Origin of the sequence: Neobacillus sp. YX16 (genome assembly GCF_030123505.1) — a bacterium.
Lineage (GTDB): Bacteria > Bacillota > Bacilli > Bacillales > Cytobacillaceae > Neobacillus.
In genome coordinates, this window is the sequence record NZ_CP126115.1 from 4975072 (window position 1) to 4990122 (window position 15051).

The 15051-nt window shown below is 39.7% G+C and carries 13 protein-coding genes; all 13 read right to left on the minus strand.

Annotation, left to right across the window (positions count from 1 at the left end; all coding sequences use genetic code 11):
* Positions 1–42: 42 nt before the first annotated feature.
* Positions 43–1179, minus strand: coding sequence for a zinc-dependent alcohol dehydrogenase (locus QNH48_RS24680; RefSeq protein ID WP_283952379.1), 1137 nt, complete (start codon positions 1177–1179; stop codon positions 43–45).
* Positions 1180–1264: 85 nt separating this feature from the next.
* Positions 1265–2767: an acyl-CoA synthetase gene (locus tag QNH48_RS24685; RefSeq protein WP_283952380.1), complete on the minus strand. Its 1503-nt coding sequence runs from the start codon at positions 2765–2767 to the stop codon at positions 1265–1267.
* A 233-nt stretch (positions 2768–3000) separates the two neighbouring features.
* Entirely contained in the window at positions 3001–3741 is a 741-nt protein-coding gene (fabG, locus tag QNH48_RS24690; RefSeq protein ID WP_283952381.1) for a 3-oxoacyl-ACP reductase FabG, read from the minus strand.
* The gene (gene phaZ / locus QNH48_RS24695; protein WP_283952382.1) at positions 3738–4658 is read right to left on the minus strand and encodes an intracellular short-chain-length polyhydroxyalkanoate depolymerase; all 921 of its coding nucleotides are present in this window, start codon (positions 4656–4658) and stop codon (positions 3738–3740) included. Before phaZ ends, fabG begins: the two co-directional genes overlap by 4 nt.
* A complete protein-coding gene (locus QNH48_RS24700; protein ID WP_283952383.1) occupies positions 4640–5653 on the minus strand; it encodes a 3-oxoacyl-ACP synthase in 1014 nt (337 codons plus the stop codon). The genes phaZ and QNH48_RS24700 overlap by 19 nt, the downstream gene beginning before the upstream one ends.
* 17 nt (positions 5654–5670) lie before the next feature.
* Complete coding sequence (locus tag QNH48_RS24705; protein ID WP_133369252.1) at positions 5671–5850, minus strand: hypothetical protein; 180 nt, start codon at positions 5848–5850, stop codon at positions 5671–5673.
* Between the two features lie 11 nt (positions 5851–5861).
* Positions 5862–6860 carry a branched-chain amino acid ABC transporter permease gene (locus QNH48_RS24710; RefSeq protein WP_283952384.1) on the minus strand — a complete coding sequence of 333 codons (999 nt, stop codon included), beginning with the start codon at positions 6858–6860 and terminating at the stop codon, positions 5862–5864.
* Between the two features lie 4 nt (positions 6861–6864).
* Positions 6865–7725, minus strand: a complete 861-nt coding sequence (locus QNH48_RS24715; RefSeq protein ID WP_283952385.1) for a branched-chain amino acid ABC transporter permease — start codon at positions 7723–7725, stop codon at positions 6865–6867.
* 19 nt (positions 7726–7744) lie between these two features.
* The gene (locus QNH48_RS24720; protein ID WP_283952386.1) at positions 7745–8452 is read right to left on the minus strand and encodes an ABC transporter ATP-binding protein; all 708 of its coding nucleotides are present in this window, start codon (positions 8450–8452) and stop codon (positions 7745–7747) included.
* Positions 8449–9204, minus strand: coding sequence for an ABC transporter ATP-binding protein (locus tag QNH48_RS24725; protein WP_283952387.1), 756 nt, complete (start codon positions 9202–9204; stop codon positions 8449–8451). Before QNH48_RS24725 ends, QNH48_RS24720 begins: the two co-directional genes overlap by 4 nt.
* Before the next feature lie 404 nt (positions 9205–9608).
* Positions 9609–10796 (minus strand): substrate-binding domain-containing protein, encoded by a 1188-nt coding sequence (locus QNH48_RS24730; protein WP_283955879.1) that lies wholly within the window; start codon positions 10794–10796, stop codon positions 9609–9611.
* A 195-nt stretch (positions 10797–10991) separates the two neighbouring features.
* Positions 10992–14240 carry a winged helix-turn-helix domain-containing protein gene (locus QNH48_RS24735; RefSeq protein WP_283952388.1) on the minus strand — a complete coding sequence of 1083 codons (3249 nt, stop codon included), beginning with the start codon at positions 14238–14240 and terminating at the stop codon, positions 10992–10994.
* A 55-nt stretch (positions 14241–14295) separates the two neighbouring features.
* Complete coding sequence (locus QNH48_RS24740; protein WP_283952389.1) at positions 14296–15045, minus strand: glucose 1-dehydrogenase; 750 nt, start codon at positions 15043–15045, stop codon at positions 14296–14298.
* Positions 15046–15051: the final 6 nt, after the last annotated feature.

The window sequence follows — 15051 nt, forward strand, 5'->3', positions numbered from 1 at the left end:
AGCACAATCAATCGGGCTGGAAAAACTCCAGCCCGATTTTTGTTATGGTTTAAGAATAACTTTAATACAATCATCTGTTTTTGTATCAAACACTTCATATCCATGCTTCGCTTGCTCTAATGGCAAGACATGGGTAATGATGTCACTGATATCAATCTTTCTTTCATTAATCATATTGTACAGGAATGACATATAGGGAATAACCGGTGCCTGCCCCGTTTTAATGTCTACGTTGCGCTGAAAGATGTCCCCAAGCGGAAAAGCATTATATCTTCCACCGTAAACACCTGTAAGTTGAATCGTTCCACCTTTACGTACTGCTTGACTAGCAATAACAATGGCACCCATGGCTCCGCCATGAAGCTTCATACCCGTTGCCAAAAACTCCATCGGGGTCATTTTCCCATCCATTCCTACTGCATCGATGACGATATCTGCTCCGCCCTGGGTAATTTCAAGCAGATAGTCACCTACATTTTCATGGTCCTCAAAATTAACTATTTCCACTTTATTTGTCCGCTTCGCGTGCTGCAGCCGATAATTAATATAATAAACCGCAATAACTCTTTTCGCACCTTTTAACCAGGCGAACTTTTGTGCTAGTAAACCCACAGGTCCACAGCCTAAAACGATGACAGTATCATCAGGTTTTACCCCGGCGTGGTCCACACTCCAATAGGCAGTTGGTGCAGCATCAGCAAGTAATACAAGTTTCTCATCTTCCACTTCACAATTTTCCGGAAGTTTAAATGGAGTGAAATTCCCAAAAGGCACCCGCATATATTCTGCCTGTCCACCAGCGTAACCGCCAGTTGTTTCCGAATAACCGAAAAAACCACTTCCTTGACCATGAGGATTCCCATTGTCACATTGACTTGTTAGATCGTGAGTACAATACCAGCAGTGTCCACAGCTTACGTTAAATGGAATAATGACTCGATCCCCTTTTTTTAACTTAGTAACCTCAGGACCTACTTCTTCAACAATACCCATCGGCTCGTGCCCGATTACATAATCTGTTGGCAGATTTGGTATCATTGCATGTATTAAATGCAAATCAGATCCACAAATAGCTGAAGATGTAATTTTTACGATAATGTCATCAGGATTTTTTATACTTGGATCCTTTACGTCCCTAACTTCAACATTCTTAATTCCTTGATATGTAACAGCCTTCATCTTTATCCCCTCCTTTATAACGGATACGGCCTTAAAACTTGCACAAAAATGAAGAAAAGGAGGACCCGCTTGGTGGGTTCTCCTTTTATGTTTGTATACTTAATTCTTTTAATCTCTTTTTATCGATTTTTCCAACATGTGTTTTCGGGAGTTCATCTAAAGATATAAATTTCTTCGGAATTTTATATCTTCCTAGTTTTCTCTCACAATAGGCTATTAGTTCCAGCTCATCTAGTGGTTGAGGATGTTTCTGGACGATAAAGGCTGCAACAAGTTCTCCCCATTTTTCATCTGGGAGTCCGATTACTGCCACTTCATCAACCTCAGGGTGAGCTGCAAGCCAATGTTCAATCTCAAGTGGATAAACATTTTCACCACCCGTGATGATCATATCCTTCTTCCTTCCGACAATATAGTGGAATCCATCTTCATCCTTCCTTGCCAAGTCTCCTGTATGAATCCAGCCTTCTTTTTTCGTTTCTAGCGTTGCGAATTCGTTATTCCAATAATGCGAGAAGGAATGTTTTCCTTTTATTAAAAGTTCTCCAACCTCGTTTATGGCGGCTTCTTGCCCATTTTCCTTTTCTAATTTAATCGAGTTGAATAACATTGGCTTTCCAACAGAGCCGCGTTTCACTTGCGTTTCTTCGGGATCAATAAAGAAATTATTTGGGCCTGCTTCCGTTAATCCATACCCTTCTTTAAAAGCTAATCTCTTTTTCTGAAAGGCTTCATAAACTTGGAATGGACAAGGGGCCGCACCTGATAAGAAGACTTTCATAGACGGAAATTCACTTCTCTGGAACTCTTCCGTTTGAATGAGTAAATGGTACATCGTTGGTACAAGGAGAATAATCGTACAGTTGTACTGTAGTATTGAATGAACCACTTTTTGTCCGGAATACTGATCACCAATCACAACAGTTCCGCCGGTCATTAAGATTGGCAGCGATAATGCATTTAGTCCGCCTGTATGAAACATCGGCATATAGTTGATTGTTACATCCTCATCTGATAAATTCCAGCTAAGAATTGTGTTTATCGCGTTCCATTGAATGGATTGATGGCTTAAAACCACTCCTTTTGGTTTACCGGTGGTTCCTCCTGTATAAATTATGGCTAGGGGGTCAAGTTCTGAGATTGGTACTAGATCATTACTACTGTCTAGTAGTAGTGCCGTAATCTCTTCATACTTTGATTCTCCAACATAAAAAGAACTAGGTACTAAAGCTTTCAAAGAAGTAAACATGTTCTCAAACGTCTGATGGATACCAAGTAATAAGGGTGAACAATCCAACAAAATTTCATTTAATTCATGTTCTGACAGCCTCCAATTAAGCGGAACAAATATCGCGCCAATTTTTCCACATGCAAACAACAAATCAAAATAACTGATATCGTTTGGCGACAGAAGTGCGACTCGATCCCCTTTTTTCACACCTTGACTACTTAACCAACCAGCCACCGAGGACGAACGTTTATTTACTGCTTCATAGGTCCAGGATTTATTTGAATCTTCCTCTATAATAGCCTTTTTATTTGGCGATAACCTTGCTCTATTTCCAAGCCAGTCAAGTTCCCACCTCACCGTTCAATCTCTCCTTCACAACTAGATGAGAACATCTTACATAATTTTAGTTACATCGAAGTTACAAGAGCGAGATTAAAAAAAACGGCCATAAAGGCCGCTTTTTTTCAATCTCGCTCCTGCGCCTAGAGGCTCGGGGTCATAAGTCAATCCGTCAAGAAGGTATAAACCCACCTTCTCGCCGGCTCGCCTTATGCCTGTCGCCTCTGGTCAAGGCGCTTCCGCTTTTTTAATTACATCATTATCCCGCCATCTACATGAAGAACAGTCCCGTTTATATAATTTGATTCATCGGATGCTAGAAACAAGTAAGCGTTTGCGATATCTTCAGGTTTCCCCAGCCTTAACAGCGGAACCATCTGTTTCATTTGGTCTAATATTCTTTCAGGAACCTTGGCTGTCATTCCTGTTTCGATAAAACCAGGGGCAACTGCATTTACATTAATCCCTTTGCGTCCAAGTTCTTTCGCCCATGATTTGGTCATCCCGACTACCCCTGCTTTTGTTGCCGCATAATTCGTTTGGCCAACATTCCCATAGACGCCTGAAACAGAAGAGGTATTAATAATTCTTCCTTTTCCATTTTCAATCATGGAAGGCAATACAGCCTGTGTACAGTGAAATACTCCTGTAAGGTTAACATCTAAAACTGCTTGAAAATCATCGATGGATAATTTCGAAAGCATCGCATCTTTTGTAATTCCAGCGTTATTAATGAGGATACCGATGTTTCCGTAAACTTCTCGGACTTTTTCAACCATTTCATCTACACTGGAACGCTGTGCTACATTCACTTGAAAAAAGGTTACTTCATAGCCCTTTCCCCTTAATTCTTGTGCCCTCTTTTCACCCTGCTCTTCATTAAAGTCAGCCATGGCCACCTTTGCACCTTCTTTGGCAAATACTTCCGAAGCTTTTAAGCCTATTCCATTTGCCGCACCAGTAATAAGAGCCACTCTGTCTTTTAATCTCATTTGAACACCTCATTCTTTAAAAAATTTGTCAATTCTTTTAGTAATTGAGGTAAATCATCAACAAGAGGGGAATGCCCACAATCCGTTAACTCTACAAATTTAGCTTTTTGTCCCAAATCCTCTACCAATTCTTTTGTCATCTCAGCACTTACAACGAAATCACGGTCACCTCTTAATACAAGGACAGGTACATTAATTTGATCCACTAGTCCATTTCCTTCTACCAGCCCATTATGATGATGACTGATATTAAACGTATTGTTAGAATGATGTACTTCAGCTAAGTTTCGCTGTGTTCTCATATCCTGGACATACTCGTCATACAGCTCAGGTTCAGGCTGGTTTTTTGTATAAATAACGGCGTTCCATATTAGTTTTAATAAATCCACATTATTCGTGTCATATGCAGCTTGAACAGGGATGGTTCGAATTAAGTCACGTTTAATATCTTCATGGGAGGAAAATCTTCGCGGTTCCTCGTTTTCACTCGTTTTTCCGTCAAACGGATACCCTCTAGTAGATTCTGAAGCTAATAAAATCAGCTTATTGCAATAACCAGGATTATCTGCAGCAAATTGCATGGCGACAGCACCACCTGTTGACCAACCTACAATCGCAAAGTCCTTTAAGTCAATTTCATCGACAAAGAGCTTTACATCATCTGAAAAATCCTTGATTGAAGTTATAAGCTTATTGTAGGTGGATTTTCCAAACCCTCTTAAATCTAAAGCATATAGCTTATATTCCTCAGACATATTATTTAGGACAAGGTCCCAGTGCTTAGAAGAAGTCATGTTTCCATGGATTAACAATACCTTTTTCTCTCCGCCTTCCCTTTCTCGATAGGCAATGGTTTCTCCATTTGATAACTGTACCTCTTTCATCGTCACATTAACCATTACATCACCCTTCCCCATTTAATTGTAGAGGCTCCCCAGGCATAGCCAATCCCAGCACTGACTAAAACGACAATGTCACCCTCTTTTACCTTCCCTTCTTTTACGGCAAGCTCAAGAGATAATATTTGATCAATCTGTCCGATATGACCGTAGTCCTCCAGATAGATTGATTGCTGGTGTGATAAACCCAATTCTTTTAATACATATTCATGGGCAGACTTTTTCATGTGAAGCATGGCTATAAATGAAATTTCTTCCTCTTTGTATCCACTTTTTCTAACAGATTCCCGAATTACCTTCAGAAAATTAGCCATTGATTTCTGTTCCAAACGCTGTTTCATCCCCTCAGGGTCAAGGACATCCAACATATTTAGCCGCTGATCAATCGCTTCTTTTGTAATTGGATTTTTTGTACCGCCAGAAACAACCACCACATCCTCTGAAAAGGAGCCATCAGTCAACAGCTCTGTTTCTAACAAGATGTTTTCATTGTGGTCTTTTTTCAAAAGAATGGCACCGCCCCCAGCACCTAGATTAAACATGAAATGTGTCCTCGGATTCTGGTAGTCGATGAAATCCCCATTTCGATATCCTCCTGCCAGGAGCACAGTTTGGATTGTTGGATCTGCTATCATCAAGCTTTTTGCTACCTTAAGTGCCATAACGGTCGTTCCACATCTTAAAGCCACATCAAATGCCCAGGCATTTAAGGCTCCAACAGCTTCCTGTAGTTTGATTCCAGCCGTCCAAAGTGGGTATTCCTTATGCTCTTCACCAATATAAATAACTACATCAATCTCCATTGGGTCGATACCCGCTTTTTTAATGGCTTTCTTTGCGGCAATGATTCCCATTTCACACGTATGATCATCGGGACCCGGAACATATTTCTTCTTTATCCCCATCTTTTCTTCAACAACATGTGCAGGGATACTTGCTTTTTCTGCTATCTCTTTGCCTGTTATATAATCCTGTGGGAGGTAAAGACCCGTACTTACGATTCCAATTTGCAAAACATCCACCACCTAGATTAAGTGTCTTCTACCATCGACATCATAAAAGCAGTAGCCTCTTCAATGGTGTCAAATAAAGTTTCCCGCTCTTCTTGAACATGGGTAACTTTAATCCTCCATTGTTTTTTACCAGTCTCTTTTTCAACAGCGGCTAGTTGAAAACGAACGACGAAGGAAGCAATTTGTTTTGGTTCCATTAAGCCTCCCCCTAACCTGCTAAATTTTCTTCTTTCTTAGCAGTCTGCTGTTTTTTTCGTTTCCAGGTGAATTTCCTTAGTGTCCCCACAATACCTAGCGGGAAGAAAATAACAACCAAAATATAAATGATGCCAAAGAAAATAATCCAACGTTCAAATATCCAATGTTCTTTTGCAAGCTCCGTTAATCCATCGTGTGCAAATTCAATTAATCCTGCACCAATAATAGCACCAACTAAAGTGCCTACTCCGCCTATAATCGTCATCAATAAAGCATCTAAGGTAATATCAATTGCGAATACACTTGTATTCACATATCGAAGTGACATCGCATAAAACATCCCGGCAATCCCAGCTAATACACCTGAAACAACACTAGCAGCAATCTTATAATGTAATACTTGATAACCTAAAGACTCTGTCCGTTGTTCATTTTCTCGTATGGCCTGAAGAACTCTCCCAAGAGGGGAGTTGGTAAAGCGTTTTAAAATCATAAAAGTAGCAATCATTGCTGCCAAACAAATGATGTAAAAATTAGTCCGATCTATAAACAGTTCAGGTACTCGAAAGGTAAATCCATCATTTCCAAACGTTAAGGTCCGCCATTTTTCCGCTAATACTAAAAACAATCCCGCCAATGCCATGGTTAACATTGCGTAAAAATGGCTTTTCAATCGCAGTGTAAGCAAACCAACAATAAAACTTACGATTGCCGTAATGAGAATCGTTGCCAGTACTGCATAAATAAAATGAAGCATAGTAGGCTCAAAACGCTTCATGAATATCCCAATCGAGTAGGCCCCGATACCAAAAAACATCGCATGACCAAAGGAAACAATTCCGGTAAAGCCTAATAATAAATCGTAGCTCATCGCGAGGATGGCAAATACAAATATTTGAGTTAATAGGATTAACATATTTCTAGATTCATAGACGAAAGGCAAGAGAAACAGAAATGCAGCAATGATGATATAAATAGTATTTATTCTATTATTTACAATCCACTTCATACTCTCACCCCTTCCCGCCAAATAGTCCCTGTGGCTTTACAATCAACACAATGGCCATTAAAAGCATATTTACGGCTAATGATAATTCCGGTACATAGTAAGCCATGAATGAACCTGATAACCCTACTAGGATCGCAGCCATGACGGAACCTGTGAAATTCCCCATTCCGCCAACGACAACTACAATAAAAGCTAATATGGCAAATTCCATCCCCATGCCAGCGTGAATAACACCGGAGTATGGCCCGAATAGTACTCCTCCAAGTGCTGCCATACCGGAACCAATCATAAAAACAAACATAAATACCTTCTTAATATTAATCCCTAATGCCTGAACCATTTCTTTATTCATAACCCCGGCCCGGACAACCAGACCAATTTTCGTATTTTTGAGCAAAAATTGGACTCCTGCAAAAACCAGCAATCCAACAGCTATGATAAATACTCGATATTTAATGATAATCATATCGCCAATTTCCCAGCTGCCACTCAAATATTCAGGAGGATTGGCTGTTAATTGATTAGGTCCCCAAACTACTTTGAGCATCTCTGATAAAACCAACATTAAGCCAAGTGTAATTAAAATTTGCTGAACATGGTTCCCGTAAACCGGTTTAATAATCCATTTTTCTGTAATAATTCCTAGTATAAAACCAGTAAGAACTGCCCCAATAATCCCGATTAAAAAGCTTCCAGTAGCTGTATAAATCCAAATGCCGCTATAGGCACCCCAGGCAAACAAACCGCCGTGTGCAAAGTTAAGTACATCCATTAGACCGAAAATAAGTGTTAATCCTGCTGCTAATAAGAAGATCAGCATGCCTGTTGCCAATCCATTTAGTGTCAAATTGAATAATAGCTCCATTCAAACCTTTCCTCCTTCCCTAAGCAATCCCCAAGTACTTTCGTTTCATTTCCTCATCTTCTTTTAACTGTTTCATTGTTCCAGAGCTTACCGTTCTTCCATCATCGATAATATAAAAGCAATCGCCGATGGTGCTTGCCATCATGAAATTTTGTTCCACTAAGACGATGGTGGTTTGATCCTTCATTTGCAGGATGGATTCCATCACCTTCTCGACGACTATAGGGGCTAGACCTTTACTTGGCTCGTCAATTAATAACAGTTCGTTAACATTTACGTAGGCTCGGGCGATGGAGAGCATTTGTTTTTGACCGCCGCTTAATAACCCGCCGGGCTTTTTCCAGAACTTTTTTAAGTCAGGAAACAAATTTAAGATATAATCAAGACGCTTATTTGTTTCTTCATTTTCTTTTTGAATGGCTACCTTCATATTCTCCTCGACTGTCAATCCAGCAAAGATACCTTGGTCTTCTGGAACATAGCCGATTCCCTTTTGGGCAATGGTATAGGTAGGCAAGGAATGTATCTCTTCTCCTTTATAGACAACACTGCCTTTTGAGGCTGGATTTAGTCCCATAATGGTCCGTAATGTAGTTGTTTTTCCGGCACCATTTCTTCCTAGCAGTACCGTAACCTCGCCCTTTTTTACCTCAAGTGAAACACCTTGTAAAATATGATACTGTCCAATAAACGTCTCGATATTATTAAGCTTCAGCAGCTGTTTCACAAGCTGATACCTCCCAAATAGGCAGACTGGACCGTTTCATTTTTCATTATTTCCTCAGGTGTTCCGTCCGCCAGCAGCCTGCCATTAAATAGCACCATTACAGAATCGGATAAATCGAGTATCATATCCATTTTGTGCTCAATTAAAATAATCGTCCGATTCCCTTGTTCTTTAATTCTTTTAATCACTTCTAATATGGCAGGAACATCTTCTAAAGACATACCTGCAGTTGGTTCATCTAATAATAGAACCTCTGTTTCAAGAGCTAGGAGCATAGCCATTTCTAACTTTCGTTTTTCCCCATGTGCCAAATTGCTGGCCAATGAGTCCACTTTATCGTCTAACAGCACCAAACGTAACCATTCTAGAGCCTTTATTTCAAAATCTCGATATTTCTTATAATGAAATAACATCTGGTAGCGAACTCCGGCTTTTGATTGAACTGCCAGCCTTACATTTTCAAGGACGGTTAAATTAGGAAAGACGTTGGTAATTTGAAAAGAACGTCCTATTCCTTCTCTTGTTCGCTTCGTCGAAGAAAGTTTGGTGATATCCTTTCCGCGAAAATAAATTTTTCCATTTGTAGGGTTTAATTGACCGCTTAAAAGATTAAAAAATGTTGTTTTTCCAGCACCATTTGGACCAATGATGGATTTAAAGTGTTTTTCTGGAACGGAAATGCTGACAGTATCAACTGCTGTATGGCCACCAAAGGTTATCGATAAATTTTCTGTTTCTATTAAGGTTTTCACGCTTTCACCACCAATCAAGTAGATAGAAATAAGGAAGAGGGTGACCGTAAACAACAGGTCTAACCCTCATATTTTTTAGGCTGTGATTTGAACTGGTCTTTTGATTTTCGCTCCACAAAGGAAAGCTTCATTGAATACTCACCGCAGGGACAGGCGGTCTTTGCCTGTCAGGAGGCGCGCTTCGCTTTCCGCGGGCGGTCCGGGGAGCCTCCTCGTCGCTTAAGCGACTGCGGGGTCTCCCCTGCCCCGTCCTCCCGCAGGACATTGAATTTTACATCCACGAATCCGCCCACGCACGAAGAAAATGCGATAGCATTTTCGAGGAGTCTCGCGCCTTCCTCTCCAATCAACAGAGTGGTAAAATCAATTATCAGCTTTACATATGCATTGGCTAAATGGACACCTTATTTATTACGTACTGGAGGGGCTGTTTCTTCTGGTGTTAATTCTCTTATTAGCACTGGAACTGGATATGGTACCCCATCTTTCTTTTCGAGTTTAATGGCATATAGTGCTTGAAGGGCCTGGTGATCTTCAGGGCGATAGGTCATCTTTCCTTTTGGTGTCTCAAAGCTCATGCCTTCCATTGTTTCGATTAGTTTATCAGCATCAGCGTCACCTTCGGTTTTCTTTAATGCTTCTACAATTGAAATAGCTGCACTCATACCGCCTGGAGTGAATAAATCAGGAACTTCCCCGTTAAATCTCTTCTTATGTTCAGATACGAGCCAATCATTAATTTCATTTTTTGGTAGATCATGATAATAAACGGTAAAACCTTCCATGCCAACAAGTGGCTCCATTGTAGCCAAAGCCGCGATATCCGGTGCCCCTGTTGAAATTTTGATTCCCTTGTCTTGTACCTTCATATCTGAAATCTGCTTCCAAGGTGAGTTTGCACCCGCCCAAACCACAAATAAATAATCAGGTTTTGCATCGATAATCTTTTGAATGTTCGAAGTAAAGTCAGTTGCTGCTGGGTCTGCATATTCTTCTAATACAATATCTGCACCAAGTTTTTCAGCTGCTTCTTTAAAGGCAGCTACCCCGTCACGTCCGAAGGAATAATCCGGTGCAAGTGTTGCTATTTTCACATCCTTACCAGCGATAGCTGCTGCACCCGCAACGGCATCCTGTGAAGAATTTCGCGCCGAACGGAAGATATATTTATTAAACTCAGAGCCTGTAATACTATCAGCGGCTGCTGGTTCAACAATCATGATTTTCTGATATTCTTCTGCAAGCGGAAGTACGGCTAGCGTATCGGCAGAACTTGACGATCCGACTAAAAAGTCTACTTTATCTTCTTCTAATAGTTTTGTTGCTTTTTGGACGGCAACTTCCGGCTTTGTTTCTGTATCTTCAACCACAAACTCAATTTTTCTGCCTGCAACCTCCATACTTCCTTCGGTTGCATATTCAAGACCTAGTTCAAATCCTCTTAATGTTTGTTTACCATATGATTCCAAAGCACCGGTTGTTGAGGCAAGAACACCAATTTTAATTGGCTCCTTCGTCTCAGCCTTTTCACTGTTACCTTTTGTATCCCCCTCTGTCTTGTCCGAGCTGCATGCTGTAGCAAAAATCATCATGAAAATTAGAAATCCTACTAAAATCCCTTTTCTACGAAATGCCTTCACTTCTTTTCCCCCTTATTATCTAAAATAAAAACATGCAAAGCTTTGAGTTAATCATAGGAGGAGTGAGTTACATAGCAGTTACAAGGTAAAACGGAAGTGACCTTGATTGGCTATGAAGGATCCGGACACAAATCAAACAGCCTCAAATTAAGGCTGTTTGATTTGATTCATATATTTTTCTGATTCGATAATCATGTCGTACATTTGCTTTGTGGGCTCCAGTGGAGATACTCCTAACTCTTCTTCTAAAACCAACTTGCATTTTCGATACCATTTCATTGCCTGTGGGCGATTGTTTTTTCGATAATAGCAATACATTAACAATCGATAGGCCTCTTCCCAAGTCCGGTCGCGCTTTAATATTTTTTCACACCAATAAATAGCTTTATCATACTCTTCTTTACGGACCATAAACTGGGCCATTTTTTCAGCGCCCCGTAAAAAGTAAACTAGCATACTCTCCCTTTTGTTTATACACCAATCATCATATCGCCGTTCAGGCAAGTATTCTCCTAGATAAAGCCTTAATCCCTTTTCTAAAAGGGGTATTACTTTTTCCTGGGATGTTTCACTTAAACCATTTTGAATCAATGTTTGAAAATGAGTTGTATCTAATTCAATTTTGGCGTGAGGATTTATTCCATAAAACATCCCTTCTCTTATAATAAAAAAAGGTGCTGCCCTTGCCTTACGAGTTGGTTCAAGTACATGCTGGAGACTATTTAATGCAACTTTAAAGTCACGGTCGGCATGTTTTATATCCTGATTAGGCCAAAGAATCTGGAGTATCTCCTCTTTGGAAATTGGTTCGTTTACTGTAAGAAAGAGCTGAAATAATTCCTTGCCTTTTTCGCGCTGCCAATCTTTTTCCCCAACTTCCTTTTCCCCAAGCCAAATTTTAAATTGTCCAAGTGTTTGAACTCTTATCGAATATCCAGGATGTGCATCCAATGCCGTGATTCCCATATCCTGAAGAATTTTTAGTGCTAATGACTTTTGAATATCTCCTTTTGTACACTGTATTAATAGTGGAACAAACATTTGTAAATCCCTTGGACTGAAAACTGACACCTTATGAAAAAAGAACTCAAAATCATTTTTTTGGACTAGATATAAGAACTTATCCATCGTTTCTCTAAACATGTCTTGTTCCTTTTCTAAATAGTAAATATATGCCAGCCAGAAACTACATAACGTTTGTCCAAAGGAATCCTCGCACTGGATAAATAACGCTCTCGTTTTTTCTAAGTAGGCTAGACCATTATTAAGCCTTTCATTATAAATGCAGGTGATACCCATACAGAGACTAATAAGTGCGGAAAGCCAGATATCTTGAACTTTTTCAGTCTCCTGTAAGGCTCTTTTCCCTGCCTCCAATGCCCTCTCATATTCTCCCCTTGTTCCATAAAGGATACAAAGTCCCATTAACGGTTCGGCTTTTCCTCTTTCTACATTGAGCCTGCTCATAATATCTAATGCAGTATTGTAGCACTGTTCCGCTAAATCTGAATCATATTTATTGAGAATTTGCACGGCATGTCCCATTCGAATCCAGCCGCACGCTTCTACAAAAGGTGCTTTTAAACTAATACCTTGTTGTATGCCTGCTTGAGCTAATTCTTTGGCTTTCAATCCTTCCCCTGTAAAGGATTCTATTAATGATAATAATAAATCTGTTTCTCTATGGGATTTGGGAAGTTCTGTCCCATTTTTACTTGATAATTCTTCTTTTTGGTGGAGAAGGAATCTTTTGGCTTCTTCAAAACGACCTGTTCTTAAATACAGCCTTGCTTCAATATTTCCATCCAATATTGATGGGCTGTACGTTTTTGCCTTTTGCAGCCATTTTTCAGCATTTGTTGATTTTCCAGAGTTTAATAGATTTTCAGAGAGCAAGTAATATAGCTTTGCCTTTTCCGCTTCTGAGCTTATACTTTTCTCTCTAGCCTCAATAGCTTCATATAATAACTTCTCAGCTTGATGAGGCTGGATGGTGTCTAAATAAATCTTCGCTTTTCCTTCTAACGCCTTGCTCATTCCGAGAAAATCGTGTCTCTTCTCAGCCTCGATATAGGTTTTATCATAACATTCCTCAGCCTCGTGATATTGGGAGCGATATCGATGGACTTCTGCTTTTAGGAACCAGAGAAGATAATAGTTTTCTAACTCAAGGACTGGAATCAATGTCAATTGATCAGACAGGCTTTTCAGCATTCCGCCTTCAAGCATTTTAATCCCATTTTCTTGTAAGATAGATGCGATTGCTTTGTAATGACTTATTTTTTTATAGTGATAGAGTGCCTCTTCCCACATCAATCTTTTTTCATAGAACCGTGCACATTTTTCATGAAGTTTAGTGTAGGTAGTTGGGTTATTCTTTAAGAAGGCATTTTCTAAGAATTCTTTAAAAAGTGCATGGTAGCGATAATGCTTTAATCCAATCTTTTGAATGAATAAGTTTCTTTCTTTTAATTGCTCGAGCATGCTAGAAGCACCTTGAATTCCAATTATTTCATCACAAAGTTCTTCCTCAAGAATATCTAGGATTGATGTTTGTTCTAAAAATTGCTGAATCATTGGAGGCTGTTTCGAAAAGACTTCCATAACTAAGTAGTCAAATAGATCTTGGAGCGAAAAGGAGGAATGTTCTAAAAGGGTTGATATATCTCCAGTTAGCGGAATCTGCTGTGCGATCATACACAATGCAATAATCCAGCCTTCTGTTAACTGATAAATACTTTCTAAATGAGCAGGCTCTATTTCTAGACCGTAGAGATCGATTAATAACAATTCCATTTCTTCAATGGTTAGCACTAAATCCTCCCGTGTAATTTCTAAAAGCTGCCCGTTCACTCTCATTTTCGTTAAATGCTTCCAGCCAGGACGGCTGCGGCTTGAGATAACCATGTGTAAATTAGAAGGAATATGCTGGAGCAATTTTTCAATCCAGCTATTAATCGTATATGAATGCTCAATTTGATGGTAATCATCCAAAATTAAGGTGATATCAGCATTAACGTCAAGAATTTCATTAATAAATAATGAACATAAATAACTTAAATCTTCTTCCCTTATGTAGCGGTCCATTGTTTCAATATACTCCTCCATATCCTGCCCGAAGTCAGGAATAACTCCTCTTATTGAATGTATGATATAGGAAAGGAACGGAAGGATGTCGTCATCCATGGATGAGATGGAGTACCAGCAGCCTGGGATATTTTCATCCCTCATAAATAAAGCAAGAGCCGTGCTTTTTCCAAAACCAGCCCCTGAATGAATAATGGTCAAAGGATATTCAGGAATTTTCTTTATTTTCCTCGTAAGCTTAGCTCTTCGAATAAATTCATCTTTAACAACCGGAATTCGCAGTTTTGTTTGAATGATTGGCAGCTTCATTTATTTATCCTCCTTTCCATTTATATTTTTTCAATTTTTACACTATTTTATCATATTATTCTTCATAAATCATTTTTCTCGTCATGCCGCCGTCAACAACTAGATTTATCCCAGTAACAAAGTCATTTTCCTTTGCGGTTAAGTAAAGGCATGCTCTTGCGATATCTTCTGGTCTGCCAACTCGATTTGATAAATGCTGCTCATGATCAAGGGTTGTTAATTGTGAATAGTCGCCAGTGTGAATCCAACCAGGTGAGATCGCATTAACAGTTATTCGTTCATTACTGAGAGAGGCGGCTAATGCATGAGTAATGGCGACAATCCCACCTTTCGTAGCTGCATAGCCCTCAGAATTAGGCTCGGACATCATGGCACGGGTCGAAGCTATATTAACAATTGCCCCACCTTCTTTATTATCCCGCATATACTTTGCTGCCTCCCGAGAGCAGAGAAAGACACTTCTCAAATTGGTTTGAATGATATCATCCCATTCGTCAACTGTTATTTCATACAGCGATTTAAACAAACCCTTTCCAGCATTATTAATTAACACATCAACCCGGCCAAAGGTGTTTTTGGCAGTTTTCATTAAGTTACTAATATCACTAGGAATTCTTACATCAGTTTGAACAAAAAGTACATCGAATCCTTCTTGTTTTAGTTCAGATTCTGTCTCTTTGCCTGCATTCTCATCCACATCTGCAATCAACACCTGCGCACCCTTTTTTGCAAAGGCAGAAACAACACCGCGTCCGATTCCATTCGCTCCCCCGGTCACAACAACAACCTTGTTTGTAAATGACATTTAACC